The organism is Actinoplanes rectilineatus (genome assembly GCF_000962825.1).
GTDB classification, from domain to species: domain Bacteria; phylum Actinomycetota; class Actinomycetes; order Mycobacteriales; family Micromonosporaceae; genus Actinoplanes; species Actinoplanes rectilineatus.
Window position 1 is genome coordinate 1 of record NZ_JZKF01000043.1, and the last position, 26,358, is coordinate 26,358.

30 protein-coding genes and 4 tRNA genes are annotated in these 26,358 nt (G+C 69.9%); 26 read left to right on the forward strand and 8 right to left on the reverse strand.

Annotated features, from left to right (window positions below; all coding sequences use genetic code 11):
- Positions 1-93 precede the first annotated feature (93 nt).
- From hemC to WH85_RS27860, 5 genes are read right to left on the reverse strand one after another with little or no spacing between them, the layout of a single operon-like run.
- Positions 94-1,026: a hydroxymethylbilane synthase gene (gene hemC / locus WH85_RS27840; protein WP_045744994.1), complete on the reverse strand. Its 933-nt coding sequence runs from the start codon at positions 1,024-1,026 to the stop codon at positions 94-96.
- 50 nt (positions 1,027-1,076) lie between these two features.
- Positions 1,077-2,021 carry a hypothetical protein gene (locus WH85_RS27845; protein ID WP_045744995.1) on the reverse strand — a complete coding sequence of 315 codons (945 nt, stop codon included), beginning with the start codon at positions 2,019-2,021 and terminating at the stop codon, positions 1,077-1,079.
- Positions 2,018-2,572 (reverse strand): RNA polymerase sigma factor, encoded by a 555-nt coding sequence (locus WH85_RS27850; protein ID WP_045744996.1) that lies wholly within the window; start codon positions 2,570-2,572, stop codon positions 2,018-2,020. Before WH85_RS27850 ends, WH85_RS27845 begins: the two co-directional genes overlap by 4 nt.
- Before the next feature lie 47 nt (positions 2,573-2,619).
- Positions 2,620-3,558: a hypothetical protein gene (locus WH85_RS27855; protein WP_045744997.1), complete on the reverse strand. Its 939-nt coding sequence runs from the start codon at positions 3,556-3,558 to the stop codon at positions 2,620-2,622.
- Entirely contained in the window at positions 3,555-4,085 is a 531-nt protein-coding gene (locus WH85_RS27860) for an RNA polymerase sigma factor (protein ID WP_045744998.1), read from the reverse strand. The genes WH85_RS27855 and WH85_RS27860 overlap by 4 nt, the downstream gene beginning before the upstream one ends.
- Positions 4,086-4,150: 65 nt before the next feature.
- Between WH85_RS27860 and WH85_RS27865 the strand changes: the two genes are divergently transcribed.
- Positions 4,151-4,840 carry an NADH-quinone oxidoreductase subunit C gene (locus WH85_RS27865; RefSeq protein WP_045744999.1) on the forward strand — a complete coding sequence of 230 codons (690 nt, stop codon included), beginning with the start codon at positions 4,151-4,153 and terminating at the stop codon, positions 4,838-4,840.
- Positions 4,840-5,796 carry an NADH-quinone oxidoreductase subunit NuoH gene (gene nuoH, locus WH85_RS27870; RefSeq protein WP_045745000.1) on the forward strand — a complete coding sequence of 319 codons (957 nt, stop codon included), beginning with the start codon at positions 4,840-4,842 and terminating at the stop codon, positions 5,794-5,796. The genes WH85_RS27865 and nuoH overlap by 1 nt, the downstream gene beginning before the upstream one ends.
- On the opposite strand, the gene WH85_RS27875 is transcribed toward nuoH, so the two are convergent.
- Positions 5,797-6,363: a Uma2 family endonuclease gene (locus WH85_RS27875; protein WP_045745001.1), complete on the reverse strand. Its 567-nt coding sequence runs from the start codon at positions 6,361-6,363 to the stop codon at positions 5,797-5,799. It lies immediately after the preceding gene.
- A 104-nt stretch (positions 6,364-6,467) separates the two neighbouring features.
- Here WH85_RS27875 and WH85_RS27880 point away from each other — a divergent pair, with 104 nt between their 5' ends.
- The 7 genes from WH85_RS27880 (at position 6,468) to WH85_RS27910 (ending at position 13,465) form a co-directional block, all read left to right on the forward strand.
- Positions 6,468-7,172: a NuoI/complex I 23 kDa subunit family protein gene (locus tag WH85_RS27880; RefSeq protein ID WP_245674125.1), complete on the forward strand. Its 705-nt coding sequence runs from the start codon at positions 6,468-6,470 to the stop codon at positions 7,170-7,172.
- Positions 7,169-7,681: an NADH-quinone oxidoreductase subunit J family protein gene (locus WH85_RS27885; protein WP_045745002.1), complete on the forward strand. Its 513-nt coding sequence runs from the start codon at positions 7,169-7,171 to the stop codon at positions 7,679-7,681. Before WH85_RS27880 ends, WH85_RS27885 begins: the two co-directional genes overlap by 4 nt.
- Positions 7,681-8,064 carry an NADH-quinone oxidoreductase subunit NuoK gene (nuoK, locus tag WH85_RS27890; protein ID WP_045745003.1) on the forward strand — a complete coding sequence of 128 codons (384 nt, stop codon included), beginning with the start codon at positions 7,681-7,683 and terminating at the stop codon, positions 8,062-8,064. The genes WH85_RS27885 and nuoK overlap by 1 nt, the downstream gene beginning before the upstream one ends.
- Before the next feature lie 44 nt (positions 8,065-8,108).
- Positions 8,109-9,965, forward strand: a complete 1,857-nt coding sequence (locus WH85_RS27895; protein WP_045745068.1) for an NADH-quinone oxidoreductase subunit 5 family protein — start codon at positions 8,109-8,111, stop codon at positions 9,963-9,965.
- Positions 9,965-11,524 carry a complex I subunit 4 family protein gene (locus WH85_RS27900; RefSeq protein ID WP_045745004.1) on the forward strand — a complete coding sequence of 520 codons (1,560 nt, stop codon included), beginning with the start codon at positions 9,965-9,967 and terminating at the stop codon, positions 11,522-11,524. Before WH85_RS27895 ends, WH85_RS27900 begins: the two co-directional genes overlap by 1 nt.
- Entirely contained in the window at positions 11,521-12,978 is a 1,458-nt protein-coding gene (locus WH85_RS27905) for an NADH-quinone oxidoreductase subunit N (RefSeq protein WP_045745005.1), read from the forward strand. The genes WH85_RS27900 and WH85_RS27905 overlap by 4 nt, the downstream gene beginning before the upstream one ends.
- 79 nt (positions 12,979-13,057) lie before the next feature.
- Positions 13,058-13,465: a hypothetical protein gene (locus WH85_RS27910; RefSeq protein ID WP_045745006.1), complete on the forward strand. Its 408-nt coding sequence runs from the start codon at positions 13,058-13,060 to the stop codon at positions 13,463-13,465.
- A gap of 372 nt (positions 13,466-13,837) precedes the next feature.
- Here the strand turns inward: WH85_RS27910 and WH85_RS27920 are convergent, their stop codons facing one another.
- On the reverse strand, positions 13,838-14,077 hold the full coding sequence (locus WH85_RS27920) for a hypothetical protein (protein WP_045745008.1): 240 nt from the start codon (positions 14,075-14,077) through the stop codon (positions 13,838-13,840).
- A gap of 166 nt (positions 14,078-14,243) precedes the next feature.
- Between WH85_RS27920 and htpX the strand changes: the two genes are divergently transcribed.
- From htpX to WH85_RS27945, 5 genes are all read left to right on the forward strand, one after another.
- Positions 14,244-15,116 carry a zinc metalloprotease HtpX gene (gene htpX, locus WH85_RS27925; RefSeq protein ID WP_045745009.1) on the forward strand — a complete coding sequence of 291 codons (873 nt, stop codon included), beginning with the start codon at positions 14,244-14,246 and terminating at the stop codon, positions 15,114-15,116.
- A 113-nt stretch (positions 15,117-15,229) separates the two neighbouring features.
- A complete protein-coding gene (locus WH85_RS27930; RefSeq protein ID WP_045745010.1) occupies positions 15,230-16,498 on the forward strand; it encodes an MFS transporter in 1,269 nt (422 codons plus the stop codon).
- Between the two features lie 103 nt (positions 16,499-16,601).
- Positions 16,602-17,168, forward strand: a complete 567-nt coding sequence (locus WH85_RS47465) for a TetR family transcriptional regulator (RefSeq protein WP_052720858.1) — start codon at positions 16,602-16,604, stop codon at positions 17,166-17,168.
- Positions 17,165-18,166, forward strand: a complete 1,002-nt coding sequence (locus WH85_RS27940; RefSeq protein ID WP_045745011.1) for an LLM class flavin-dependent oxidoreductase — start codon at positions 17,165-17,167, stop codon at positions 18,164-18,166. The genes WH85_RS47465 and WH85_RS27940 overlap by 4 nt, the downstream gene beginning before the upstream one ends.
- 142 nt (positions 18,167-18,308) lie before the next feature.
- A complete protein-coding gene (locus WH85_RS27945) occupies positions 18,309-18,977 on the forward strand; it encodes an MOSC domain-containing protein (protein WP_045745012.1) in 669 nt (222 codons plus the stop codon).
- A gap of 176 nt (positions 18,978-19,153) precedes the next feature.
- Here WH85_RS27945 and WH85_RS27950 read toward each other — a convergent pair.
- Positions 19,154-19,234, reverse strand: a tRNA-Tyr gene (locus WH85_RS27950).
- A 148-nt stretch (positions 19,235-19,382) separates the two neighbouring features.
- On the opposite strand from WH85_RS27950, the gene WH85_RS27955 reads away from it, so the two are divergent.
- From WH85_RS27955 to nusG, 12 genes are all read left to right on the forward strand, one after another.
- Complete coding sequence (locus WH85_RS27955; protein WP_045745013.1) at positions 19,383-19,874, forward strand: YajQ family cyclic di-GMP-binding protein; 492 nt, start codon at positions 19,383-19,385, stop codon at positions 19,872-19,874.
- Positions 19,875-19,942: 68 nt separating this feature from the next.
- Positions 19,943-20,212, forward strand: a complete 270-nt coding sequence (locus WH85_RS27960; protein ID WP_045745014.1) for a hypothetical protein — start codon at positions 19,943-19,945, stop codon at positions 20,210-20,212.
- A 462-nt stretch (positions 20,213-20,674) separates the two neighbouring features.
- A complete protein-coding gene (locus WH85_RS50770) occupies positions 20,675-20,827 on the forward strand; it encodes a hypothetical protein (RefSeq protein WP_157411251.1) in 153 nt (50 codons plus the stop codon).
- 52 nt (positions 20,828-20,879) lie between these two features.
- On the forward strand, positions 20,880-23,411 hold the full coding sequence (locus WH85_RS27970; RefSeq protein WP_045745016.1) for a putative bifunctional diguanylate cyclase/phosphodiesterase: 2,532 nt from the start codon (positions 20,880-20,882) through the stop codon (positions 23,409-23,411).
- Positions 23,412-23,518: 107 nt separating this feature from the next.
- Positions 23,519-23,591 (forward strand) — tRNA-Thr (locus WH85_RS27975).
- Positions 23,592-23,642: 51 nt separating this feature from the next.
- Positions 23,643-23,715 (forward strand) — tRNA-Met (locus WH85_RS27980).
- A 106-nt stretch (positions 23,716-23,821) separates the two neighbouring features.
- On the forward strand, positions 23,822-23,989 hold the full coding sequence (gene rpmG, locus WH85_RS27985) for a 50S ribosomal protein L33 (RefSeq protein ID WP_045745017.1): 168 nt from the start codon (positions 23,822-23,824) through the stop codon (positions 23,987-23,989).
- A gap of 74 nt (positions 23,990-24,063) precedes the next feature.
- Positions 24,064-24,513 carry a MaoC family dehydratase N-terminal domain-containing protein gene (locus WH85_RS27990; protein ID WP_045745018.1) on the forward strand — a complete coding sequence of 150 codons (450 nt, stop codon included), beginning with the start codon at positions 24,064-24,066 and terminating at the stop codon, positions 24,511-24,513.
- On the forward strand, positions 24,513-24,911 hold the full coding sequence (locus WH85_RS27995) for a MaoC family dehydratase (protein ID WP_045745019.1): 399 nt from the start codon (positions 24,513-24,515) through the stop codon (positions 24,909-24,911). Before WH85_RS27990 ends, WH85_RS27995 begins: the two co-directional genes overlap by 1 nt.
- Positions 24,912-25,007: 96 nt before the next feature.
- A tRNA-Trp gene (locus tag WH85_RS28000) sits at positions 25,008-25,080 on the forward strand.
- Between the two features lie 105 nt (positions 25,081-25,185).
- Complete coding sequence (gene secE, locus WH85_RS28005; RefSeq protein ID WP_045745020.1) at positions 25,186-25,557, forward strand: preprotein translocase subunit SecE; 372 nt, start codon at positions 25,186-25,188, stop codon at positions 25,555-25,557.
- A 48-nt stretch (positions 25,558-25,605) separates the two neighbouring features.
- The gene (gene nusG / locus WH85_RS28010) at positions 25,606-26,322 is read left to right on the forward strand and encodes a transcription termination/antitermination protein NusG (RefSeq protein ID WP_045745021.1); all 717 of its coding nucleotides are present in this window, start codon (positions 25,606-25,608) and stop codon (positions 26,320-26,322) included.
- Positions 26,323-26,358: the final 36 nt, after the last annotated feature.

The window sequence follows — 26,358 nt, forward strand, 5'->3', positions numbered from 1 at the left end:
CGCCAACCCGCGCCCGTTCATCTGGACCAAGACCGCCGAGGAGATCCTCGAATCAATCGCCAGATTTTGTGACCGAATTTCCGGCGCAGGACACTAGCGTCCGGCGGCGTCTTCCAGGATCTCCCGGGCACCCTGCCGGAGCAGTGCCGCCGCCACCGACGTGCCCAGCACCAGCGGGTCGGTCGCCCACTCGTGGGCGTCGAGCACCGTCTTGCCGTCGAGGCTGATCACCCGGGCGCGCAGGCTGATCCGCCCGTCCGGCTCGGTCCGGGCGTACCCCGCGATCGGCGAATGGCAGTTGCCTTGCAGGATGTGCAACATGGTGCGTTCCGCCTCGGTCTCCCGGGCGGTGTTCCGGTCGCCGAGCAGCGTCGCCGTCTCCAGGGCCGCCTCATCGTCCTGCCGGCACTGCAGCACCAGCGTGCCCGAGCCGACCGCCGGCACGAAGGTGTCCACGTCGATCGGCTGGGTGATCCGCTCCGGCAGGCCGATCCGGTGCAGCCCGGACACCGCCAGCAGCAGGGCGTCGTAGTCGCCCGCGTCGAGTTTCGCCAGGCGGGAGTTGGCGTTCCCGCGGATCGGCACCGGGGTCAGGTGCGGCCAGTGCAACGCCAGCTGCGCCATTCTGCGTACGGCCGAAGTCCCGATCCGTGCCCCGGCGGGAAGGTCCTCGATCCGCCGGCCGGCCGGGTCGACCAGGCAGTCCCGCACGTCGTCGCGGGTCAGGTAGGCGGCGAGCACGGTGCCGGCCGGAGCCGGCCGATCGCCGGGCACGTCCTTGACACAGTGCACGGCCAGGTCGACCCGGCCGTCCAGCAGCGCCTGGTCGACCTCTTTGGTGAAGGCGCCCTTGCCGCCGAGGTCGGCGAGTGAGCCCTGCCAGCGGTCGCCGCTGGTGGACAGGGGCAGCACCTCGACCTCGATCTCGGGCCGCCGTTCGGCGAGCATCCGGCGGACCCGGTCGACCTGGGCGAGAGCCATGGGGGAGGAGCGCGTCCCGATACGCACCCGGCGTGCAACGGACATAGGCGAAAGGGTAGCCCTTCCCTGAGGGGGCCTCATTCGACGGTGTGCTCTCATACCTTCTCGATCATGAGCGCCGCGACGCTGGTGTTGCGGGCGGTGCCGTCCGGCCGCAGGAAGGTGCTGAGGCCGTCGGTGACGTCGTAGGTGACCGTGACTGGTCTACCGCCGGTCACCGTGCAGGGGATGGTAGCGACGTCGTCGGATTCGCCCTCCTGCGGTTCGCCGTCCTCCAGGGGCGCGTCACCCGCCTGGAGGACGGCGCTGCCGAACCCGAGGCAGATCATGGTGATCCGGTAGGTGCCGGGTTCGAGGCTGGAGTCCGCCGTCCCGGGGTTGGATCCGAGCAGGTACATCTCGCGGGACCGCTGCTTCTCGCCGAGGGGCAGCGCGTCCTCGGCGGCCTGTGTCCACCGGGTCACGTCCTCGGCGGTCATCTCCAGGCGGTAACCGACGGCGGCCTGGCGGGGCCCGGCGACGTGCGGGACGATCCGGACGGCCAGTTCGCCGTTCGGTTCCGGCACGGTGACCGGGATGGTCATCGGCGTACCGGAGTCGGTGCAGGGGACCGTGGTGACGATGGGGTCGGCGTCGACCGACACCTCCATCGCGCCGATGCCGGGGCAGCTGACCGTCAGGTCGTACGTCCCGCCGAGCGTCTTTCGGGTCGCCTCGACCGGGGTGCCGTCGGTGAGGTCGGTCCAGATCCGGTCGGTCTCGTAGTTCAGTGCGTTCTCCACCGCGTCGGTGAGGGCGGTCGTCGTGTAGACCGGCGGCCGGGAGGGGGCGGGGGTGTCGGCGGCCGGTGCCGCCCCGGTCGGCGGGCGGACCACCGCCACCAGCGCGGCCATGCCGAGGACCGCGGCCGCGGCCGCCGAGGTGATCGCGGCGCGGCGCAGCCGGGCCGCCCGGCGCAGCGGCGCGGTACCCGGCGGCTGGACCGCGGGCAGCGCTTCGGACCGGAAGTCGGCGAGCATCTGGTCGATCCGGTCGCTCATCGGGTGCCTCCGGTGCTGTCGTGGACGTCGAAGTGGGCGGCGAGCGCGGTCCGCCCGCGGTGCAGCCAGGACTTCACGGTTCCGGCGGCGACGCCTTCCCGTTGGGCGATCTCGGCCACGCTCATGTCGGCCAGGTGGTGCAGCACGACCGCGCGGCGGTGCGATTCGGGCAGTGTGCCGAGCGCGGCGACCAGGGCCACCCGGTCCGGGGCCGGCCCGTCGCTGTGCGTCTCGGCCGCCCGCTGCCGCCGCAGGAAGCTGAGCGCGGTCCGGGCCCGTCGCCACCGGCTGACCGCCAGGTTCCAGGCGACCTTGCGGATCCAGGCGACCGGATCGTCGTATTCGGCGATGCCACCCCACCGGACCAGCGCTCGGTAGAACGCCTCCTGTGCGATGTCCTGGGCCTCCTGCCGGTCCCCGAAGTACGCGTAGAGCTGCACGGCAAGGTCCGCGTAGTGGGCCGCGTACACCTCGTCGAAGGACGGTGGCGGTTCCCGGCGCACGACGATCCGTGCCTCCGCTCCGGTGCTGGCTGTGGCTGTCACGGCCATTACACGCCCGCCCCGCCCGGCCGGTTGCGGTAATCAGTCGATCAATTTCAGGTCGGTCGGTAGCCGACCACACCGACCGCCTGGCCGTACGCGTCCGCCTCCGGGGCGAGCCGTAGTGCCAGCGCGGTGGCCCCGGCCGGATAGGTGACGGTCACCGTCATCGGTTTCGGGGCGGGGGAGCACGTCACCCGGGTCTGCCCGAGGACCGTTTCCGTGTTGTCCGCGCCTGTCGCCACCACGGTGAACGTCGCGCTGCCGGTGCCGGCACACGCCGCCGTGGCCTGATAGGCCGCGCCCGTCAGGCGCTGTTCGATCGCCGGCGTCGTGTCGCCCAGGACGAACGCGGGTGTGGTGAGGCCGCCGACCACCCCGCCGACCACCCCGCCGACCACCCCGCCGGCCAGCTTGCCGAGCCGGTCCTGATCAGCCGTGGAGAGCGCCGTCGTGTACGCGAACGCGGCACTCTCCGCGGCCACGTCGTCCGGCACGACCTCGGTGGTGAGCGTCCCGAGGTCCCCGCCGAGAACCACATCGATCATGGTTTCCAGGGGTTCCGCGGTGCACGGCACCACCACCCGGGACGGGTCGCCGCCCGCCGGGGTCAGGACCGCGGTGATCTCGCCGGCCCCCACGCAGGTCAGCGTCGTCCGGTAGGTGGCCCCGATCAGCTCCAGCCGGTGCTGCCAGGTGCCGTCACCCAGATCGGTGACCAGGGCGCCGAGCCGGGGTGTCGCCACATCCAGTTTCACGGTGGCGGCGGCGATGGTGCCGTACCCCGCCCGGGGGTCCGGCGCGTCCGGTTCCGGCTCACCCGGCAGGAGCAGCAGGCCGGTTCCGCCCAGCGCCAGCAGGACCGTGCCGGCCACGGCGTTCCGGACGGCCCGGCGGCGCCGCACGATCCGGTGGACGGTGTCCACGGACGGTGGCCGCACCTCGGCGATCGTCCGGGTGCGGAGCTCGGCGAAGAGCTGGTCGATGTCGGTCACCGGGACTCCCCCTCGAACTCGGCGGCCAGCGCGGTACGCCCCCGGTGCAGCCAGGACCGGACGGTGGCGTCGGCGACCCGTTCCCGTTCGGCGATCTCGGCCACCGTGAAGTCACCCAGGTAGTGCAGGACCAGCGCCCGCCGCTGTTTCGGCGGCAGGGTGCCGAGTGCGGCGACCAGGCTGACCCGGTCCGGTCCGGGGCCGTCGGTCCGCGGCTCCTCCAGGCGTTGCCGGCGGACGAATCCGAGCGCGGTCCGGGCCCGTCGCCACCGGCTGACCGCCAGGTTCCAGGCGACCTTGCGGACCCAGGCGACCGGGTCCTCGTAGGTCGAGACGGTCCGCCAGCGGGCCAGTGCCCGGCAGAACGCCTCCTGGACGACGTCCTGGGCCTCCTGCCGGTCCCCGAAGTACGCGTAGAACTGCACGATCAGGCCGGCGTAGTGCGCGGCGTAGAGCTCGTCGAAGGACGGCGGATCGTCCCGCGTGGCACGCGGCTGATCCGATCGAGAGTCGGCGATGGAAGTCATCGACGCGGATACGTCCCCACCCGGCGGAAGGTTACAGGTCCCGCTCGGATCATAGGATGTGACGCATGACGCCCGAAGAGGTCGGTGAGCGGCTGGTCGTTCTGCTGGCGACCGAGGACGCCGGGACCGGCGAGGTCGTTGCCTCGGTGTCCGGTGGCGGCCCGGGGCACGCGCGTGCCGTGGTCGACGTGCCGGCCGCCCGATGGTGGTTCGCCGCCGAGGCGGCCCGCGACGCCGGTGCGCTGGGTTGCGACTTCTTCGACTGGTTGTCGGCCGTCGACGAACTGGACGGCGGCTTCTCGGTGATCGCCCACCTGTGGTCCACCCGCCGGCGGCACGGCCTGCTGCTGCGGGCCCGGGTGCCCCGCGCCGAGCCGGTGATCGAGTCCCTGGTGGACCTCTATCCGGGCGCCGACTGGCACGAGCGTGAGACGCACGAGATGTTCGGCATCGGGTTCGCCCGGCATCCCGGGCTGCGGCCGTTGCTGCTGCCCCCGGAGTTCGAGGGTCACCCGCTGCGCAAGGAGTTCGTGCTGGCGTCCCGGGTCGCGAAGCCGTGGCCGGGCGCGAAGGAGCCGGGCGAGGCGGAGGGCGGCGCGGCCAAGCGCGCGCCGATGCGCCCGCCGGGTGTCCCCGACCCGAACGAGTGGGGCCCGATGAAGGGCAAGGTGCCCGCACCGGAGGCGCCGGCTCGCGCGGCCCGTCCGGCCCGTCCGGCCCGTCCGCCGCGTCGTGCCGAGGACGGGACCGACTGATGCCGCTCTGGCTGGACCTGCTGATCAGGATCGCCGCCGTGATGGCCGGTTTCCTGGTGCTGCCGCTGGTCATCGGGCAGGCCGAGCACAAGGTCATGGCGCATATGCAGGGCCGGGTCGGTCCGATGTACGCCGGCGCCTTCCACGGCTGGGCGCAACTCGTCGCCGACGGCGTGAAGTTCGTGCAGAAGGAGGACATCACTCCGCGCGATGCTGATCGCACGATCTTCCGGCTGGCACCGATCGTCGCCCTGTTCCCGTACCTGATAGTCATCCTGACCATCCCGATCGGCCCGGGCCTGGTCGCCCAGCCGTTGGACATCGGCCTGTTCCTGGTCCTGGCGGTGCTGGGCATCGGGGTGGTCGCGGTGCTGATGTCGGCGTGGGCGTCGGCCAACAAGTACAGCCTGCTGGGCGGGGTCCGCGGCGCCGCGCAGATGCTCGGTTACGAGCTGCCCCTGGTGCTCGCGGCCGCGAGCGTCGCGATGGCGGCCGGCACGCTCAGCCTGCCCGGTATCGTCGAGGCGTGGCGCCCGTGGTGGCTGGTCTGGCAGGCCCCGGCCGCGGTGGTCTTCTTCGTCGCCGGTCTGGCCGAGATCCGCCGTCCCCCGTTCGACATGCCGATCGCCGACTCCGAGCTGGTCTTCGGTTACATGACCGAGTACACCGGCCTGCGTTTCGCGTTCTTCCTGCTCGCCGAGTACGTCGGCATCGTCGTCATCGCGGCCCTGACCACGGTCCTGTTCCTGGGCGGCTGGCACGGTCCGTTCGAGGATCACCTGGGCTGGCTCTGGACCCTGCTGAAGATCTTCGCCCTGTCCTTCGTGATCATCTGGTTCCGTGTGACGTATCCCCGCCTGCGCGAGGACCAGCTGCAACGCCTCTGCTGGCTGATCCTGGTCCCGGTCGCCCTGGCCCAGCTCGTCCTCACCGTCGCCGTGAAGACCCTCACATGATCAGATGTGACGAGGGGTCAGCCGCGCGATGGAGATCTCGATGGGCCAGGGCTCATCGAGCGTGATCGTGTCGGTGAAGCTGCCTGTCGGCTTATAGATCTTCTCGTCAAAGTCGATCTTGTGGGTGTGCACGGTCAGGCCGTTCTTGACCTCGATCATCCAGTAGAACGGAATTCCGGCCTTCGCGTAGAGGGCGGGTTTCATCACCCGGTCCATGCTCTGTGACCGTGGCGAGATGATCTCGACCGCCAGAACGACCTCGTCCGCCATGAACTTCGCATTGCGGCTGGCTGCCAGATCGGTGGTAGCGAGGACATCGGGTATGAAGACCCGTTGCGGCGAAAGGATCACGTCGTTCGCTTGGCTGACGTGGTAGTGATCCGGACAGTTCTCCTCCAGGAAAACCATCAGCCGACCGGCGATGACCTGGTGACTCGGTGCAGGGGAGGGGGACACGTGCAGGACTCCATCGAGTAGCTCGCGACGCACGCCGTCTTCCGGGAAGGAGTCGAGATCCTCGACCGTCCAGCCGTCCGCCGGTGGGACATCGCTCATGGCAGCGGTCATCGGGGCCTCCAGGCGGGATCGCTCAACCCGTTCGCTCACCGTACCGGAAGATCCACCGGGGGTGAGGTCGCGTCACTCGGGCGAGAGGGGCAGGATATCTCCTTGTGAGTGATGAAGGCGACCGCATCGCGCCCGGCAAAGGCCTGCTCGACGGGCTTGCCGTCACGCTCAAGACGATGACACGGCGCTCCACGACGCAGCAGTACCCGGATGTCGAACCGGATTTGCCGCCCCGCTCGCGTGGCGTGATCGCGCTGCTCGAGGAGAACTGCACGGTCTGCATGCTCTGCGCCCGCGAGTGTCCGGACTGGTGCATCTACATCGACTCGCACAAGGAGGAGGTCGTCGTCCCGGGCGCCGCGCGCGCCCGCCAGCGCAACGTGCTGGAGAAGTTCGACATCGACTACTCCCTCTGCATGTACTGCGGGATCTGCATCGAGGTCTGCCCGTTCGACGCGCTGCACTGGACGCCCGAGTTCGAATACGCCGAGACCGACGTGCTGTCCCTGCTGCACGACAAGGACCGGCTGGGCGAGTGGATGCGCACCGTTCCTCCGCCGCCCGCGCACGACGTGCTCGGTGAGCCGAGCAAGGAGGAGGCCACCGCGGCACGCAAGGCCGCAGGCCCGGGCGCGGCCACTGCCGCCAAGACCGCAAGACCTTCCGCTGTACGAGCTACCACTCCCACAACCGCACCCCGAGCCGTCCCACCCTCGCGCGCCACGGGGACCGCCCCCCAGCGCTCCGTGCAGGAACCCCGGTCAACGGAGCCGGATCCCGAGAACCCGAACCCGGAGCCCGGCCGGTGACCGTCGCGGACGTGCTGCTGCTGGCCCTCGGCGTGGTGGCCGTCGGCTCGGGCGCGCTCGTCGTCACCTCCAGCCACCTGGTGCGGTCCGGGTTCTACCTGGTCGTCAGCCTGGGCGCCCTCGCCGGCCTCTACCTGGTCCTCGGCGCCGAGTTGGTCGCCTGGGTGCAGATCCTGGTCTACATCGGCGCGGTCGTCGTGCTGCTGCTGTTCGCGGTGATGCTGACCCGCGCCCCGATCGGCCCGTCCGCCGATCTGGACCGCCCGGCTCTGCCCGCCGCACTGGTCGGCGCCGGTGCCGGACTGGGCCTGTCCGCGCTGTTCGCCGACGCCTTCCGCTGGGTGCGCTATCCGGCGCCCGATCCGGCCACCGCCGAGCGGATGGGCGAGGAGATCTTCGGCGCCTGGGTGCTGCCGTTCGAGGTGCTGTCGATCCTGCTGCTGTCCGCCCTGGTCGGCGCGATCATCCTGTCCCGCCCGGATCTGGCTGCGCGGGAGGGGAGCTCCTGATGCACGTCGTCATCCCCTACGTCGTGGGTGCTCTGCTGTTCGGCCTGGGTGTCTACGGCGTTCTGCGCCGCCGGAACGCGATCCTGGTCCTGATGGCGGTCGAGCTGATGCTGAACGCGGTGAACCTGATCCTGGTCACCGCGGACGTCTCGGTGCGCTCGGCGTTGTCCGGCGTGCTCGTCGAGTCGTGGGCCGCCCCGGCAGCCCAGGGCGTGGCCGGCCCGACCGGTGGCGTCTTCGCCCTGTTCGTGATCGTGCTGGCCGCCGCCGAGGTGGGCGTCGGACTCGCGATCGTCCTGCAGTTCTACCGCATGCGGCAGGCAGTGATCACCGACGAGGTGCGGCTGGACGCTGACGCGGACGAGGAACGGGTGGCCGGGTGAGCGTGGATGTCGCGGGACCCCTGCTTCCGCTCGTACCCCTGATCATGGGTTTGATCGGTCTCCTGCTGCCGCCGGGCGACGGGGAGGGACCACGCAGGAGGATCGCCGCGATCCTCGGTGTCGCGGGGGCGGCCGGGGCGTTGCTGCTCGCGATCCGGCTGGCCTTCGATCCTCATGTCCCGCCCGAGGAATCCTTCTGGGTTCCCGACGACTTCGGCATCCTGACCGTCACTTTCGGCACGATGGTCGACGCCGGGGCGGCCTACCTGGCGATCGCCGTCTGCCTGGTCGCTCTGCTGGTGCAGATCTACTCGGTCGGTTACCTGCACGACGACGCGCGGTACGCCCCCTACGCCGCCCAGATCAGCGTCTTCACCGCCGCGATGCTGGTGGTGGTCGCGACCGACGACCTGATCTGGATGCTGATCGGCTGGGAGGTGATGGGCGCCTGCTCCTACCTGCTGATCGGTCACGACCGCCGGCTGCCGGAGGCGCCCGCCGCCGCGGTGAAGGCCTTCCTGGTCACCCGGGTGGGTGACGTCGGGTTCCTGCTGGGCATCGCGATCCTGATCGCCGGGGCGGGCACCTCGTGGCTGCCGGGCGTGCTGACCACCGACTACTCACCGGGCACCCTGACCGCCGCGCTGCTGCTGATCCTGGCCGGGGTGGCCGGCAAGAGCGCCCAGTTCCCGCTGCACACCTGGCTGCCGGACGCGATGGCCGGACCGACGCCGATCTCCGCCCTGATCCACGCGGCCACCATGGTCGCGGCCGGAGTGTGGGCGGTCTTCCGGCTCTACCCGCTCTTCGAACAGTCCCCGGTCGCGCTGGCCGTGCTCGCCGTGTCGGCCGCGGTCACCATCCTGCTCGGCGCGCTCGCCGCCACCGCCCAGGACGACCTGAAACGCGTGCTGGCCTGGTCGACGGTGAGCCAGATCGGCTACATGACCGGCGCGCTGGCCGTCGGTTCGCCCGCCGCGGCCCTGTTCCACCTGCTCACCCACGCCGCGTTCAAGGCGCTGCTGTTCCTGGCCGCCGGGGCGGTGATCCACGCGGTCGGCACCAACCTGCTGTCCCGGATGGGTGGCCTGCGCGAACACATGCCGGTCACCTTCACCGCGTTCGTGATCGGCCTCGGCGCGCTGGCCGGCCTGCCGCCGCTGTCGGGTTTCTGGTCCAAGGAGAACGTGCTGACCGCGGCCGCCCACGCCACCGAGGGCGGTGGGCCGGCGCCGGTCTGGGCCGGCTGGCTGGTCTGGGTGGCCGCGCTGCTCGCCGTCGGGATCACCGCCTGGTATGCGACCCGGCTGCTGCTGCGGGCCTTCCTCGGCACGAACCGTGGGCACGGGACGGAATGGGCCGTCGGTTTCGGTGACGCCCACTACGCGGGCGCCGACGTCCCGCACGACCCGCCGGCCACGATGCGGTGGCCGCTGATCGTGCTGTCCGTCCCGGCCGCGCTGCTCGGCCTGGCCGCGTTCGCCCCCGGCTTCCGGACCGCCCTGGAACTGGAGGATCCGCACCTGGGGGTGGCCGTCGCCCTGCCGATGCTGCTGCTCGTCACCGGCGCCGGCACCGCATGGTGGCTCTGGTGGGCGGCACCCGGCGTCGACCCGGCGCGCGCCCTGGGCCGGTTCCGTCCGCTGTTCGCCGCCGGGTTCCGCCTCGACGACGTCCAGCACCGGCTGGTCGTGGTGCCGGTGAGAGCGCTGGCCCGCCTGGTGACCGCCGGTGACATCCGGGTGGTCGACGCCGCGGTCCACGGCACCGGCACGCTGACCAGCCGGCTCGGTGGCCTGCTCGCCCTGGCACACCGGGTGGGCCTGCCCGCCGCGGTGCTCGCGGTCTGCGCGGGCGCCCTCGTCCTCGGGCTCGTCGCGTGGTGGGGAGCCCTGATCTGATGTACCACGATTACCTCGACCCGGACTGGTCGGCCGCGCAGGTGCTGCTGGTCGCGCTCCTCGTCGTCCCGGCGCTGGGCGCGATCGTCACCGCCGTGCTGCCGAGCGCCCGCGACCGGCAGGCCCGGGTCGTCGCCACCGTCTTCGCCGGCCTGACGTTCCTGCTGACACTGGTCGTCCCGGTCATGCGGCCGACTGATTTCGGGTGGTTCGCGTACACGCCACTCGACGATCGTCCACCCGCGCTGATCCCGTGGACGGACGTGCACGTGCCGTGGGTGCCGGCACTCGGACTCGACTTCCACCTCGGTGTGGACGGTGTCTCCTATCCGCTGGTGGCGCTCACCGGGCTGCTGACGGTGCTCTGCTGCGCGTACACGGTCAAGAATGTCCCGGAGGGCGGCAGCGGACGTGCCCTGGCCGCGCTGCTCCTGGTCCTCGAGGTGGGGGTGCTGGGCACCTTCCTGGCGCTGGACCTGCTGCTGTTCTTCGTGTTCTTCGAGGTCGTCCTCCTGCCGATGTACGCCGTGATCGCCGGCTGGGGCGGCCCGGAACGCCGCCGGGCGGCCCGCAAGTTCGTGCTGTACACCCTGGCCGGCTCGGTGCTGCTGCTGCTCGGCGTGGTCACCGTGCTCGCCGCCGCGGGCACCGGTGACCTGGTCGCCCTGACCGGCCAGAACACCCTCGGCCGGGGCACGCAGGCGCTCGCCTTCACCCTGCTGCTGATCGCGTTCGCGGTGAAGGCCCCGCTCTGGCCGCTGCACACCTGGCTGCCGGACGCCCACACCGAGGCGCCCACGGTCGGCTCGGTGATCCTGGCCGGCGTGCTGCTGAAGATGGGCACCTACGGCCTGATCCGGGTCGGTCTCGGCGTCGCCCCGGACGCGGCCCACGCCGCCGGCCCGGTCCTCGGCCTGCTCGCCGTGATCGCGATCGTCGCCGGCGCGCTGATCTGCCTGCGCCAGCACGAGCTGAAACGGCTGATCGCCTACTCCAGTGTCGGTCACATGGGTTTCGTGCTGCTCGGCATCGCCACCTTCACCACCATCGGCCTGGAGGCGGCCCTGATCGGCAACGTGGCGCACGGCCTCATCACCGGCCTGCTGTTCTTCCTGGTGGGCACGATCAAGGAGCGCTCGGGTACGGGTTCGATCAACCAGCTGGGCGGCCTGCGGGAGAGCTCACCCCGGCTGGCCGGCCTGCTCGGCTTCGCGGCGATCGCCTCGCTGGGCCTGCCCGGCCTGGCCGGCTTCTGGGGCGAGGCGTTCGCGGTCGTCGCCGCGGTCCGCGTGGGTGGCGTGTTCTGGACCTCCCTGGCGGTGGTGGCCGCGATCGGCGGCGCCCTGACCGCCGCCTACTTCCTGCGCCTGCTCCGCCAGGTCACGCACGGCCCGGCGACTCCGGAGGTACGCGCCATGCGCCCCACGATCGCCGGTCTGGAATGGTTCGCCTGGGCGCCGCTGGTGCTGTTGACACTGGCGGTGGGCCTGCTGCCGGCGCTGGTGCTGTCCGACGTGTCGCTGCCGCTCGAGGGCCTGTTGACGGGAGGCCGTCCGTGAGCAGTCAGACCGTCGGGCACCTGGCCCTCCTGCCGCTGTACGCCGCCGCCGGCACCGCCGTCCTGGCCCTGCTGGCCGACCTGTTCACCGGCCGCCGGGTCGTGACGGTCGGCGCCACCCTGCTCGGCACCGTGGCCGTGGCGGTGACCGCGTTCGCCACCGCCACGGCAGAACCCACCTTCTGCGTACCCGGCGGCTGCTCCTGGCTGCCCACCTGGCCCGCGGCGGTCGCCGCAGCGCTGTTCGCGGCCTTGACCGCCGCCGTCCTGGTCTTCTCGACACCGGCCCTGCGCCTCGGCGTCGCCCCCGCAGGCGAGTTCTGTTTCCTGCTGGCCTGCTCGATGACCGGCGGCGTCGTGGTCGGCTACGCCGGCGACCTGATCACCCTGATCGTCGGCCTGGAAACCCTGACCCTTCCCCTGTACGTGCTGGTAGGCCTGCGCCGCTTCGCCCCCGGCGAACGCGTAACGACCGCCCCGGCCGCGGCATCGCTGACGTTCTTCCTGGTCAGCGTGGTCTCCACCGCGGTGGCCCTGCTCGGCGCGGCCCTGCACTACGCCGCCACCAGCTCGATCCACCTGACCGCCCCGTTCCCGGCGGCCCCACCGTTCGCGGCGCTGGCCGACGTCGGCGCCGCCCTCCTGATGATCGGCCTCGCCTTCAAGGTGGCCGCGGTCCCCTTGCACGCGTGGGCCCCGACGGTCTACGACGGCGCCCCGATCCCGGTGGCGGCGTACCTGTCGACGGCCTCGAAACTGGGCGGCGTGCTGGCCCTGGCCGCCGTGGTCGCCCGCCTGGACACCGGCGCGGTGGTGGCGGTCCTGGCCGTACTCACGATGACCATCGGCAATCTGGTGGCCCTCCGGCAGTCCCGGATGGTCCGCCTGCTGGCCTGGTCGTCGGTCGCGCAGGCCGGCTACATCCTGGCAGCGTTGGCCCTGGGCTCCGCAGGGGTGGCCGCGGCCCTGGCGTACGCGGTCTTCTTCGTCATCCTGGAACTGCTCGCCTTCGGCGTGCTGTCGGCCCTCCGCCTACCCGGAGACGACGGCGGAACCCTGGACGACTACCGCGGCGCCGGCCGTCGCAGCCCCTGGCTGGGCGCCACGATGGTGCTGGCCCTGGCAGGTCTGGCCGGCCTGCCCCCGGGCCTGGCCGGCCTGTTCGCCAAGCTGACCGTGGTCGAAACCCTGGTCGCCGCGAACTGGACGTGGTTGGCGGCGGTGGTGGTGGTCAACGCGGTGGTGGCGCTGGCCTACTACGTGCGGGTGGGCGCCCTGCTCTACACGTTGCCGCCCCGGGTGGGCCTCTCGGTGGCAGACCCGGTCCTGCTGGACGCCGCCACCCATCCGCACGTTCCGGTCCCGTTCCCGGTCCGCCTGACGTTGGCGCTGACGATGGTGGCCGCGGTGGCCCTGGGGTTCGCCCCGCAGGCCCTCTTCAACGCCCTCCTCTGACCCCGCCCGCATCCATCGAGATCGTTTTCGCCCGATAAAGTCGGCCTGAGTCTGGACGAAGCCGCGGAGGTGATCGGACGTGCCTGACCTGAAGGCGATCGACCTCATCTACAGCCACGAGGGGCAGTACGGCTGGACCGTGCGGAGCCCTCAGGTGCCCGGTCTGACCGGCGGACGAGAGACCGACCTCGACCTGGATGCCGACGTGCCGTCGATGCTCTCCTTCGCCGGAGTCGACCCCGGCTCGGTCGAGATCCGGACACACATCGAGCGGACGGTCCCGGTCATCGGTGACGAGATCACCATCCGGGTCGCCCGAGACATCCACCGCGCAGCGGTCGCCTTGAACGTCGCCGAAAAACTGGTGTTCACCACCCACTTCACGTTCGGCCCCGCCGAGTCCGAAGATCCCGGCGCCTCGACCCTCGCTGGCCTTGGCTCTCATCACGCCGACGTGCTGGTTTCCGGGGACGCCGTGCCTACCTGAGGTGCCGTACCGTGGACGGAGGCAACCTGTGATGAGCCGCTGCTGGAGGTGACGTCGCCGATGAGCGTGGGAGTGGTTGGCCACGTCGGTCCATGGACTGAGGGCGAGTATTTTGCGCTCGGCGAGACGACGGACAGGATCGAGCTCATCGATGGGAGCCTGGTGGTGAGCCCCGCGCCGAGCATGAGCCATCAGCGCCTCTCCCGCCGCCTGGCGAACGCGCTGGATGACGGCGTCTCGACGGCCGGCACTACGTCGAGGAGACCGTCGCGAACACCGGCGCGAGTCTGACCTCCGAGTTCCCGTTCCGATTCGCACTCGACACGCGCTCTCTCGTCCGTCGCTGACCGCTCCGCCCCTACTTCGATACAGCTAGTAGGTGCTGGTCGGCGCCGGGTCGTGGCGCTGATTCGCGAAGGCGGGCAGCACGAGCAGGGCCCAGAACCCGATGGTGATGTTCGCCGGCACGGGGAACCAGTGGTAGTCGGCCGGCCCGGTGCGGATCACGGCCGTACCCGCGAAGAGCAGGAACGGGGGGCAGCAGGCCCTCCACCAGGAGGAGTTCGAACGTGCGCCGGTGGTGTCGGCGCAGCAGGAGTGCTCCTCGGTCATGCGGTCCCCCCATCGGCGAAATGTCGGTCGAGGCTGGATCGGCCGACCGGGCAGGACGAACCGTTGTGACGGGCTGCACACAGCGAACTCACAACGCGTAATCGGATGAAATGCGGAGGTGGGAGCTGTTCTCCAAGTACGAACCCAAGCGTTCGAAGGAGTGACAGTGCACAGCCAACACAACGGTCTCAAGACGGCAGCTCTGCTGGGTCTGCTCACGAGCCTGATCCTGGCCGTGGGTTACTGGCTGGGCGGCGGCACGGGTCTGGTGCTCGCCGTGGTCGTCTCGCTGGTGACCAACGCCGTCAGCTACTTCTTCTCCGACCGGATCGCGCTGCGGTCCATGGGCGCGCAGCCGGTCAGCGAGGCCGAGTTCCCCGAGTTGTACGCGATGGTGCGGGAACTCTCCCGAGACGCCGGCCAGCCGATGCCGAGGCTTTACGTCTCGCCGTCGATGCAGCCCAACGCGTTCGCGACCGGCCGTGACCCGGAGCACGCCGCAGTGGCCGTCACGGTCGGGATCACCCGGGTCCTCAGCCTGCGCGAGCTTCGCGGGGTGATCGGTCACGAGTTGTCGCACGTCTACAACCGGGACATTCTGATCTCCAGTGTGGCGGCGGGGCTGGCCGGCATCGTGACCATGCTGGCGCAGCTGGCGATCTTCCTGCCGTTCGGCTCCTCGGACGACGAGGACGGGCCGAACCCGGCTTCGCTGCTTCTCATGATGATTCTGGGACCGCTGGCGGCGACGATCATCCAGTTCGCGATCAGCCGGAACCGGGAGTTCCAGGCGGACGCCTCCGGCGCCACGCTGACCCGCGATCCGCTCGCGCTGGCCAGTGCCTTGGAGAAGATTCATCTCGGTACGCAACGCGCACCGCTCCCGGCCGACGGCACCCTGACGAGCAGCGCCCACCTGATGATCGCCAACCCGTTCCGGGGTGGGGGCATGGCCTCCCTCTTCGCCACGCACCCGCCGATGCAGGAGCGGATCCGCCGGCTCCACGAGCAGGCCGCACTCACTGGAAGTCGTCGGTAGCAAGGGGTAGTGAGCAGCGCGACACCAGGACTATTTCAGCTGTGTAAATATCCGGCCGAAGCTAGCCTCGGGTGACGTCCCGCCTCACTTCTGCTCCTTCCGGAGGTCCGCCCGTGACCGCGTTGCGTCAGTACCTCGGCGTGTGGCGGCTCCCGGGCGGACCGACCCTGCTGGTGGCCGGCATCTCGGCCCGGCTCGGCCTGGGCATGACGGCGCTGGCCCTGCTCATGCTGGTCGAACAGGTCACCGGCCGGTACGCCGTCGCCGGTCTGGCCGGTGGGGTCTACGCGCTGTCCGGCGCCGCGCTGAGCCCGATCGCGGGGCGCCTCGCCGACCGGATCGGTGCGGCGCCCATCCTGCTGGCGACCGCGGTCGTCCACCCGCTCGCCCTGGTCGCCGTCATCCTGGCCGCGCACCACCGCGGCGGATCCGTCGGCTTGATCTTCGTGGCGACGGCGGTGGCCGGTGCCACGTACCCACCCTTGACCGCGGCGATCCGCCGGGCCTGGACCGACATGACGTCGGCCGGCAGTGGGCACCTCGAACTGCGGTCCGCCGCGATGGCCGCCGAGACGTCCCTGTTCGAGCTGGTGTTCGTGCTCGGGCCGATCCTGGTCGGGGTGCTCGTGGCGTCGGACGGCGGCCCGGAGGCGGCACTGATCTGCTCGGCGGTGGCCACGCTGGCGGGCACCGCGTGGATCGTGCGGCTGCCGGTGATGCGGCGGCACGGCGCGACCGCGGCGGAACACGCCACGAGGGGGCTCGGGCCGTTGCGGGTCAGCGGGTTCCCGGTACTGCTGGTCTGCATCGCCGCCCTGGGCAACGCGTTCGGCGCGGCCGGTGTGGTGGTGACCGCCTGGGCGTCGGAGCACGGCGGCGGCGAGTCGCTGGCCGGGGTCCTGCTCGGCGTCTGGGGGCTGGGCAGTGCGGTCGGCGGCATCTGGTTCGGCACCCGCCGTCCGGCGATGGCGCTGACCCGCCAGTTCGCCTGGCTGCTGGCCGGGGTGGGCGTGAGTTTCCTGGTGCTGCCGTTCATGCCGGGCCCGGTCTGGCTGGGGGCGGCGCTGGTGGTCGGGGGCGCCACCATCGCGCCGGCGCTGACCGTGGAGAACAACCTGGTCAGCCGGATCGCCCCGGCCGGGATGCTGAACGAGGCGTACACCTGGCTGGTCACCGTCTCGGTGGCGGGCAGTGCGGCCGGCGGCGCGGTCGTCGGGCTGATCGTGGACCAGCCGGGTGGGCTGGTCTGGGCGTTCGTCTACCCGGCGGCGGGTCTGCTGATCGCGGCGGCGGTGGCGGCTCTTCCGGAGAACACGTTGGCCCGTGCCGACCGGAACGCCGGCGTCCAGCCGTCCACGGCGTTGGCCGTCGATCCCGCCTGAGGGCGCGCCCGGGCCGGCGGGTAGACGGGACTCTCACGGAGGCGTACCCCGCAAAAGGTCTGTTTGGATTTGCACTGAGTGCAAGTCGAGCTACGGTCGAGACGTGCGGCAGAGCAGACTCGACAACTGGCGGACGGCACGCGACACCGCCCTGCGACTGATGGGTGAGCGCGGCTTCGACGCGGTGTCGGTCGACGACATCGCCGCCGAAGCGGGGATCTCCCGGCGCACGTTCTTCAACTACTTCGACGCCAAAGAGTCGGTACTTTTCGACCCGGACCCGGACGAACCGCGGCTCTGGGCCGAACTCACCACGGCACGACCGTCCGGCGAACCGATCCGGACCGCGCTGCGCGAACTGATCCTGGGATACACCGCGGCCACCGCCGACCGGATGGCCCGGCAACGGCGCGTCCTGCGCGCCTCACCGGAACTGGACGGCTGCTGCTCCCGGGAGGTCGCCGACCGGTTCTGGGACGCGGTACGCGCCTGGGCCGCAACCCGGCAGCCGATCGACGACCTGCACCTCGACCTACTGGTCAACACCGCCCGCACGGTGCTGAACACGGTCTGCCCCCGATGGGACCCGGACACCGGCGTCGAAGGCCTGCACCACCTGATCCGGGAGGGCTTCGACCTCCTGTACTCACCAGAACGGATTGCCTCATGAGCGCATCCCACCGCGTTCCCCTGTCCGTGCTCGACCTCGCGACGGTCCGCGAAGGCCACGGCAGCGCCGATGCCCTGCGCGGCACCATCGAGATCGCCAAGGCCGCCGATGACCTCGGCTACTCCCGGTTCTGGGTCGCCGAACACCACAACATGCCGGCCGTCGCCTCCACCTCGCCGCCGGTCCTGCTCGGCGCGGTCGGCGCGCACACCTCCCGGATCCGGATCGGCTCCGGCGGCGTGATGCTGCCCAACCACATGCCGTTCGTGGTCGCCGAACAGTTCTCCCTGCTGGCCGGGCTCTACCCGGACCGGATCGACCTGGGCATCGGCCGCGCGCCGGGCACCGACCAGGCCACCGCGATGGCGTTACGGGGCGTCTCGCCGTACCTGACGGTGGAGAAGTTCCCGGAACACCTGCAGACCCTGATGTCGATGCTGTCGCCGACCCCGCCCCGGCTGCGGCCCACACCGGTGCAGGAGAGCTACCCGGAGATCTGGATCCTCGGCTCGTCCACCTACGGCGCGCAGCTCGCCGCAAGACTGGGCCTGCCGTTCTGTTACGCATATCACTTCGCGACGAGTTCCGACGTGGACAGTGCCGCACGGCTCTACCTCGACGGCTTCCAGCCCTCCGCGCAGTTCCCGGAACCACACCTGATGGTCAGCGCGTCAGTGATGGCCGCCGAGACCACCGAAGAGGCGCAGTACCTCGCCGGCCCGAGCCGGATCATGGCGCTGAGCCTGCGGACCGGGCGCCTCGGCCCGATCATCTCGCCGGAAGAGGCCGCCAAGCGCGAACTGTCCGACATGGATCAGGCGGTCCTCGCGTCCCTGCCCGGCACCCAGTTCGCCGGGACCGCCGACGAAGTGGTCGCCGCCCTCGACCAGCTGGTCGAACGGACCGGTGCGGCGGAACTGATGCTGGCCGGAACCGTCTACGACCCGGCCACCCGTACCGACAGCCTGGCCCGGATCGCCAAAGCCTGGGGGCTGTAGAAATCGGATGCGGGTCCCTCTCGGGGACGGGAGGATGACCTGAGCCTTTGGAAGCCGATCTGAGCCTTTGGGAGCCGATCTGAGCCTTTCGGGGCCGACCCGGGTCTTTGGGGGCCGACCCGAGCTGAGGGGGAAACGCGTCATGAGCAGCGGAGTCATCCTGTCCCTGAACATGGGCGGCGCCGAACCCAACCCCGCCAAGAACGTGCCGGCGACGGGCATCGGCAAACGCCCGGTGACCCACCCGGTGACGGTGCGCCCGCCCGGCCCGAAAACGACAGGTCTGCACAGCGGGCTGATCGGTGACTACATCGGCGACGTGGATCATCATGGCGGGGACGATCAGGCGATTTATGCGTACGCGGTGGAGGACTACGCGTGGTGGTCGGCAACCTTGGGGCGGGACCTTCCGCACGGGCTCTTCGGGGAGAACCTGACGACCGAGGGCGTGGACCTGCTGGGCGCGGTCATCGGGGAGCGCTGGGCGGTCGGCCCTGAGGTCGTGCTGCAGGTGACGTTCGGACGGATTCCGTGCGCGACGTTCCAGCACCGGATGGGCGAGCCGCGTTGGATCAAGCGGTTCGCGGAGGCCAACCGGACCGGGGCCTATCTCCGCATCGTGGAGAGTGGGGCGATCCGGGTCGGTGACCGGATCGAGGTACGGCCGCGGCCGGCCCATGGGGTGACGGTGACCGAGGCGTTCGAGATCTACATGCATGACGCGTCGCGGCTGGGTCGGCTGCTGGACGCGGACGAGTTGCCGGCCGGCCTGCGCGACGACGTCGAGAGGCGGCTGTCGCGGTCGGCGTAGGACCCCGCCGTTCCCTGAACGCCACCTCGTGGTCGGCGCGGGCGGTCTTCGTGCTGGAGGCCGGCGAGGAGTTGACCCGCCTGGCGGCCGACCTGACCCACCACTTCCGCGAGCCCGAACGGGTTGAGAAATGAAGAAAGCCCCTCACCGTGGTGAGGGGCTTTCTTGCCTGCCTGTGGCGGGTAGAGGATTCGAACCTCTGTAGCTTTCGCGACGGATTTACAGTCCGCTCCCATTGGCCGCTCGGGCAACCCGCCTGGGCATCCACCGCGGTTTCCCGCAGCAGCGGACATAAGAATAGCCGCACCGCCACCCGCCTTCGCAACCGGGTACGGTCGGCATGTCGCGGGCCGGAACCGGCCCGGGCGACGACATCGACACGAACCCAGTCGCAGGAGTTTGATCATGGCAGCCAGCCCGTCGTTCGACATCGTCAGCAAGGTCGACCGGCAGGAGGTCGACAACGCTTTCAATCAGGCGGAGAAGGAGCTCGGCACCCGGTTCGACTTCCGGGGCACCAACACCACCCTCGCCAAGTCGGGGGAGGCGTTCACCATCACCTCGGAGACCGAGGAGCGGGCCACGGCCGCGCTCGACGTCTTCAAGGAGAAGCTGGTGAAGCGGAACATCTCGCTGAAGTCGCTGGACGCCGGTGAGCCGCGGCAGTCCGGCAAGACGTACAAGATCGATCTGAAGGTCGTCGAGGGCATCGAGACGGACAAGGCCAAGGCGATCAGCAAGAAGATCCGGGACGAGGGTCCCAAGGGTGTGCAGGCGCAGATCCAGGGTGACCAGCTGCGGGTGACCGGCAAGAAGCGGGACGACCTGCAGGCGGTCATCGCACTGCTCAAGCAGGAGGACTTCGGCGTCGCGCTGCAGTTCGACAACTACCGCTGAGTGGTGGATCACGGTCCGGGGCGCGGGAAGGGGATGAACCGTGGGCCCGGGCCGAGGAGACTGAGCCGATGGCGCCCGCGGTGTTCGGCGGCCTCATCGGCCTCGCTCTTGCCGCGTTGGGCGCCCGGATGCTGCTCGGCGGCCGGGTGCCGGCGCTGATCACGCGGGCGTTCGCCACCTCCTGGGAGGGCGGCTGCTATCACCTGCTGATGGGCGTCGCCGTGATGATCCTGATGGTGGGCGCCCTGCTCCCGGCCGGGCAGTCCCGGACCAGTCTGGCGCTGCTCGCGATCGTCCTGGTGATGGTCGCCCTCGTCAGGTTCCGCCCGCACCGCTGAAGACCCGCGAAGGGTTCCGCCGTGGATCTGGCTGACGCGGTTCTCTCGTTCGCGTGCTCGGTGCGCTTCTGACGATCACGCCGGGTCTGGACACCGCGCTGGTGCTCCGTGCGGCGGTCACCATGGGCCGCGGTCCGGCTTTCGCGACCGCTCTCCGGTCGCTGACTTCACGGAGAGCGATCCCTGCATGCGGGGAGCGTCACGATTTCGCGACTCGCCGTGACGTCGGCGTGGTGTCGGCTCTGCCGTTCGATCTGGCGTGAGTGTCACTCACTTATCCCTTAAATCGGACGCAAAGCTGTCAATTGTGAGGGTATGGAACGACACCCTTACTCAACCGTTCGGCCAGGATTTGACGGTACCTCGTGGCGACCCGCCGGTGGACACTCCCCGTCGCACAACCGGTGTGGCACCATCATGGAACCCCCCAACCGATGCGACTCCCCCCACGAGGAGCCAACTATGTCTGCAAGGAAGATGGCCCGCTTCACCGCGGGCCTCGTTTTCCTGCTGGCCGCGGTGTTCGGCGGCGCTGCCGCTGCGCAAGCAGCCACTTATGAAACGGGCGAACCCACTACGACGGTCTACACCAACGGCGAAACGGGCTGGGGCTGACAGATAGCGCCACCCTATGCACCGCCGGTGGAAGTAGGAGGCAGGGAGCGCCATGACCGGGTCTCGGGTACCGGCCAGTCGTTCCCAGGCCAAATCATGGTTGATCACGGGGCCACTGGCGGTCTTCGCACTCATCGGAATAATCGGACTCTGGGTCGCAGATCCGGAGTGGTATGACGCCTGGTTCGGTGGTGTCTGCGTCGCCATAGGCGCTTATATCGCGAACACGGCGGTTACGCAGATCTATATTCGGCGGCAGACGTATTTCATCGTCGTCACCGAGATTCCTCTCGTCCTGGCGCTGCACTTCCTGCCGTCGGTCACGGTCGTCCTGGCGATGACGTTCGCGGCTCTCGCGACGCATCTGCAGAACCGGCTGGAACCCACCAAACTGTGGTTCAACGTCGTGAAGACGGCGGCCGGTGCCACCATCGCGGTGCTCATCGTCGCCGTCTTCCCGCGCACCGACGGCACCCATCCGAGTGCCTGGGTGGTGCTCTTCGTGGCCGCCATGGCCAGTGCCGTCACCTCGCACATGGCGGTGGCCGCCGTCTTCCGGGTGGTGCAGGGCTCACGGGCCGGCCAGGAGGTCCTGAGGTCCAGCGTCCCGGCGTTCATCATCGCCGCGATCAACATCGTCATCGGCCTGGTCTTCCTGGTCACGCTCGAGGCGACGCCGTGGGCCGCGATTCTGCTGATCATCCTGATCACCGCCCTGGTGCTGGCCTTCCGGTCGGTCGCCGGGTTCTTCCGCCAGCACCGGACCCTGGCCGAGGTCTACGAGCTCACCCTGGCGGTCCGCGACCAGGCCGCCGACGGTGGGCTTCCGGACGTGCTGCTGGGGCGGGTGCGGGCCCTGATGCGGGCCGAGTTCTCCACGCTCTACCTCTCCGCACAGGGGCGTTACCCCGAGGTCCTGCTGACCGCCCGGGTCGACGACGAGGCCGGTCTGCTCGACATCGCACCCACCCCCGCCGAGATCCGTGAGCGCGCCGTCACGGCCCGCTCCGCGGTCGCCGTGGGCAGCCAGTTCGAGGAGACCACCGATCTGCGGGGCACGCTGCGGCGGGCCGGCCTGCGTGACGTCGTGGTCGTGCCGCTGCGCTCCGGGCAGACGGTGATCGGCACCCTGGAGGTGGTGAACCGCCTCGGGCCGTACGCGACGCTGCGCGACACCGACGTGCAGATCCTGGAGACCATCGCGGCACACGCGGCGGTCGCGGTGGAGAACTCGCGGCTGGTCGACCGGCTGCGCCACGACGCGTACCACGATCGGCTGACCGCCCTGCCGAACCGCCGCCGGATTCTCGACGCGCTCGCCGAGTCCGTCACCGTCCAGGTGGAGAACGAGGTCGTCGCCGTCCTGCTGTTCGACGTCGACGGCCAGCGCGACGTCAACGAGTCGATGGGTCACGCCGCCGGTGACAAGCTGCTGGCCGAGGTCGCCGAACGTCTGCGGGCGATCGCCGGCCCGGGTGCCCTGGTCGGCCGGATCGGCGGCGACGAGTTCGTGGTGACCCTGCGGGCGGAGAGCCTGGAGGCGACCATCGCGCTCGCCACCCAGATGCGGGAGAGCCTGCGCGGCCCGATGACGGTCGGCTCGCTCACCCTGGACGTGGACACCGCCGTGGGGCTCGCCGTCTACCCCGACCACGGGTCGGACCCGGAGAGCCTGGTGCAGCGGGCCGAGCTGGCCGCCAACTCCGCCAAGGCCCTGCCGTACGGCGTGCAGCCCTTCCACCCGGCCCTGGAGTCGCGGGTGGTCCGCCGGCTCGGCATCGCGGCGGATCTGCGGCGCGCGCTCGACAACGACCAGCTGGAGGTCTGGTTCCAGCCCAAGGTGACGCTCGCCGACCGGCACGTGGTCGGGGTGGAGTGCCTGGCCCGCTGGGTGCATCCGGCGCACGGCGAGGTGGCGGCCGAGGACTTCGTGGCGGTCGCCGAGCACACCGGGCAGCTGGCCCGCCTGACCGAGGTGGTGCTCACCGCCGGCCTGCGCCGCTGCCGGGACTGGGCGGCGGCGGATCGCCCGCTCTCCATCTCGGTCAACCTGTCCGCCCGGACCCTGCTCGACTCCCGGTTCCCGGATCTGGTGGGGGAGCTGCTGGAGGAGCACCGGGTGGAGCCGGGGCAGCTGACGTTCGAGATCTCCGAGCCGGGCATGCTCAGCGACATCGAGCGGGTGCTGCCCAGCCTCTACCGGCTGCGCGACCTCGGGGTGCGGCTGAGTGTGGACGACTTCGGGACGGGTGCCTCCTCCCTGGCGTACCTGCGGCAGTGGCCGGTGCACGAGGTGAAGATCGACGACAACTTCGTGCAGGGCATGGCGACCGACACCGGTGATCTCGCGATCGTGCGGGCCGTGGTGGGCCTGTCCCGCGAGTTCGGTCTCGCCGTGGTGGCCGAGGGTGTGGAGAGCGAACTGACCTTGGAGCTGCTCGAGGAGATGGGCTGCGAGATCGGTCAGGGTTACCTCTTCAGCCGTCCTCTGCCGTACGAGCGGCTGGAGGCTTGGCTCAGTGCTCAGACGGAGCTGGAATCCACCCCCACCGGCGAGATCAGGCGGCTCCGGGCGGTCATCTGACTCGCCTTCTGAGCAGGCGTTTCGCCGAGAGGGGGGTACTGATTTCACCCCGGCCGCGAGGCCGTGTAATGTTACTCCTGCAGCGAGCGAGTGATCGCAAGCGGCAAGCCCCCTTAGCTCAGTCGGCAGAGCGTCTCCATGGTAAGGAGAAGGTCTACGGTTCGATTCCGTAAGGGGGCTCTACCGGGTTTCGTTCCCGCCCTGCCCGGCGCTGGACTATAAGCCCGGCTCGGCGGTGTAGCTCAGATGGCAGAGCAAGCGGCTCATAATCGCTGTGTCGCCGGTTCAAGTCCGGCCACCGCTACTTTTCTGTGGACCCCACCCGGGGACCCCACTTTGCAGAACGGCAGACCAAGCGTCTACGCTGGCTTGCTGTCAGTTAGAACCCGTTAGCAGGAAGGCACCCCGCCGTGGCCAAGGCGACCGACGTCCGTCCGAAGATCACCCTGGCGTGCACGGAGTGCAAGGACCGGAACTACATCACCAAGAAGAACCGGCGCAACGACCCGGACCGTCTTGAGTTCAAGAAGTTCTGCCCGCGTGACGGCAAGCACACCCTGCACCGCGAGACGCGCTGATCCATCGCAACACCCCGATCTTTCACTCTGCGCCGCCCGGATTCTTCCGGGCGGCGCAGAGTATTTTGTGGGGCATGCCCCTGGACCAGTCATTCGTCGGCCGCATCTGGCCGCCCACCGCGCCCTATCTCGTGGGCCGGGAGAAGATCCGCGAGTTCGCCCGGGCGATCGGTGCCACCGACGCGGAGTACCACGATCCTGAGGCAGCCCGCGCGATCGGTTACACGGACGTGGTCGCCCCGCCGACCTTCCCGATCGCCATCACCATGTCGGCCAGCCGGCAGGTCGTCGACGACCCCGCTCTGGGCCTGGACTACAGCCGGGTGGTGCACGGCGACCAGAAGTTCGCCTACACCCGCCCGATCGTGGCCGGTGACGCCCTGGTGTGCGTCAACAGCGTCGACGAGATCAGCAGCCGCGGCGGCCACCAGTTCATCACCACCCGGACCGAGGTGACCACCGAGGCCGGCGAGCCCGTCGTCACGGTCTGGTCCAAGCTCGTCCAGCGCGCCGAGGAGTCCTGATGACCGACGAGAGCCTCGAGCCGCAGACCTTCCGGGTGACCCGGGCGGACCTGGTCCGTTACGCGGGCGCCTCGGGAGACTTCAACCCGATCCACTGGAGCGAGCGGATCGCCACGGGTGTGGGCCTGCCCGGCGTCATCGCCCACGGCATGTTCACGATGGCTCTGGTGGGCCGCGCGGTCACCTTCTGGGCCGGTGCCCCGGACGCGGTCGTCGAGTTCAACGTGCGGTTCAGCCGCCCGGTCCCGGTGCCCGACACCGACGAGGGCACCGAGGTCGTGGTGTCGGCGAAGGTGAAGGAGGTCACCGCGGAGGGACACACCAGGTTGAGCCTCACTGCGACCTGCAACGGCGACAAGGTACTCTCATTGGCGCAGGCGCTTGTCAGGAAGAGGTAAGCCCCGGGTGGGACAACCCGGGTTGGGATAACGCCCGGCTTACCCGTACACTGATGCGCCGTGGGGCACTGAATCCTAGCGATGACGGTCCCGCATAGGGGTGTAGCTCAATTGGCAGAGCAGCGGTCTCCAAAACCGCAGGCTGCAGGTTCAAGTCCTGTCACCCCTGCGCAACCCTCCTAGACGTGCCCGCCCGGTGCGCGGTTCGCACAAATTCCGCGTCCGGTCGAGCGCTGACAGGAAAGTTCTCCACCGACGACGGAAGTAGGGCGAAGTGGCCGAGAAGGACCGGCCCGGTGACGACGTCCCGGGCGACGACGAGGTGCTCGCCAACGCCGCCGACGGTGGTGACGTTCCGGACGACGCCGACTCTTCGGTCACCAGCGGTGGTGGGACTGCGGTCGCCGAGCGTTCTGCCGACGACGCGGAGGGCTCCAAGAAGAAGCCGCGTAGGCGTGGTCCTCTCAGCCGAATCGGTGGTTTCTTCCGTGAGGTCGTCAGCGAACTCCGTAAGGTCATCTGGCCGACGCGGCGCGAGCTCCTGACCTACACCGGTGTGGTGATCGTCTTCGTCGTGGTCATGACGGCCATCGTGGCGGGCCTGGACTACGGGTTCGGCAAGGCCATCCTCTGGGCGCTCGGCTAGTCCGGGCGAGCCCTGAACCGACGAGACGTTATCTGGAAGTGAGCGAACGTGCCTGAGTACGACGACGAGACCGTGCAGTCTGCTGACGAGCAGTCGTCGCCGGACACCGACGAGTCGGTCGAGGTGGCCGACGATTCGACGGCCGAGGCCCAGGCGCCCGAGGCTGACGAGGACTACGACCCCGTCAAGGAGCTGCGGCAGAAGCTGCGCTACGCGCCCGGCGACTGGTACGTGGTGCACTCCTACGCCGGTTACGAGAACAAGGTCAAGACCAACCTCGAGACCCGGATCACGAGCCTCGACATGGAGGATTTCATCTTCCAGGTCGAGGTCCCGACCCGCGAAGAGGTCGAGGTCAAGAACGGCAAGCGCAACCAGGTGCAGGCCAAGGTCTTCCCGGGTTACATCCTCGTCCGGATGGACCTGAGCCCGGAGTCCTACTCCTGTGTCCGCAACACGCCCGGTGTGACCGGCTTCGTCGGCGCCACCGACCGGGTGGACCGTCCGGCCCCGCTCTCGCTCGACGAGGTGCTGAAGTGGCTGGCCCCGGCCGTGCAGGCCGAGGAGAAGAAGGCGAAGCCCGAGATCAAGGTGCTGGACTTCGAGGTGGGTGACTCGGTCACCGTCACCGACGGCGCGTTCGCTTCGCTGCCGGCCTCGATCAGCGAGATCAACGCGGACCAGCAGAAGCTCAAGGTCCTGGTCTCGATCTTCGGCCGCGAGACGCCGGTCGAGCTGAACTTCAACCAGGTCACCAAGATCTGATTTGCGAACTGAATACGGCCCGGTGAGGATCTCCTC

Excerpts from the sequence above, each read along its gene's own strand:
- hemC (WP_045744994.1), bottom strand. The coding sequence starts at position 1,026 with ATGTCCGTTGCACGCCGGGTGCGTATCGGGACGCGCTCCTCCCCCATG.
- WH85_RS27845 (WP_045744995.1), bottom strand. The coding sequence starts at position 2,021 with ATGAGCGACCGGATCGACCAGATGCTCGCCGACTTCCGGTCCGAAGCG.
- WH85_RS27850 (WP_045744996.1), bottom strand. The coding sequence starts at position 2,572 with ATGGCCGTGACAGCCACAGCCAGCACCGGAGCGGAGGCACGGATCGTC.
- WH85_RS27860 (WP_045744998.1), bottom strand. The coding sequence starts at position 4,085 with ATGACTTCCATCGCCGACTCTCGATCGGATCAGCCGCGTGCCACGCGG.
- WH85_RS27865 (WP_045744999.1), top strand. The coding sequence starts at position 4,151 with ATGACGCCCGAAGAGGTCGGTGAGCGGCTGGTCGTTCTGCTGGCGACC.
- nuoH (WP_045745000.1), top strand. The coding sequence starts at position 4,840 with ATGCCGCTCTGGCTGGACCTGCTGATCAGGATCGCCGCCGTGATGGCC.
- WH85_RS27875 (WP_045745001.1), bottom strand. The coding sequence starts at position 6,363 with ATGACCGCTGCCATGAGCGATGTCCCACCGGCGGACGGCTGGACGGTC.
- nuoK (WP_045745003.1), top strand. The coding sequence starts at position 7,681 with ATGCACGTCGTCATCCCCTACGTCGTGGGTGCTCTGCTGTTCGGCCTG.
- WH85_RS27895 (WP_045745068.1), top strand. The coding sequence starts at position 8,109 with ATGGGTTTGATCGGTCTCCTGCTGCCGCCGGGCGACGGGGAGGGACCA.
- WH85_RS27900 (WP_045745004.1), top strand. The coding sequence starts at position 9,965 with ATGTACCACGATTACCTCGACCCGGACTGGTCGGCCGCGCAGGTGCTG.
- WH85_RS27920 (WP_045745008.1), bottom strand. The coding sequence starts at position 14,077 with ATGACCGAGGAGCACTCCTGCTGCGCCGACACCACCGGCGCACGTTCG.
- WH85_RS27940 (WP_045745011.1), top strand. The coding sequence starts at position 17,165 with ATGAGCGCATCCCACCGCGTTCCCCTGTCCGTGCTCGACCTCGCGACG.
- WH85_RS27945 (WP_045745012.1), top strand. The coding sequence starts at position 18,309 with ATGAGCAGCGGAGTCATCCTGTCCCTGAACATGGGCGGCGCCGAACCC.
- WH85_RS27955 (WP_045745013.1), top strand. The coding sequence starts at position 19,383 with ATGGCAGCCAGCCCGTCGTTCGACATCGTCAGCAAGGTCGACCGGCAG.
- WH85_RS27960 (WP_045745014.1), top strand. The coding sequence starts at position 19,943 with ATGGCGCCCGCGGTGTTCGGCGGCCTCATCGGCCTCGCTCTTGCCGCG.
- WH85_RS50770 (WP_157411251.1), top strand. The coding sequence starts at position 20,675 with ATGTCTGCAAGGAAGATGGCCCGCTTCACCGCGGGCCTCGTTTTCCTG.
- WH85_RS27970 (WP_045745016.1), top strand. The coding sequence starts at position 20,880 with ATGACCGGGTCTCGGGTACCGGCCAGTCGTTCCCAGGCCAAATCATGG.
- WH85_RS27990 (WP_045745018.1), top strand. The coding sequence starts at position 24,064 with ATGCCCCTGGACCAGTCATTCGTCGGCCGCATCTGGCCGCCCACCGCG.
- WH85_RS27995 (WP_045745019.1), top strand. The coding sequence starts at position 24,513 with ATGACCGACGAGAGCCTCGAGCCGCAGACCTTCCGGGTGACCCGGGCG.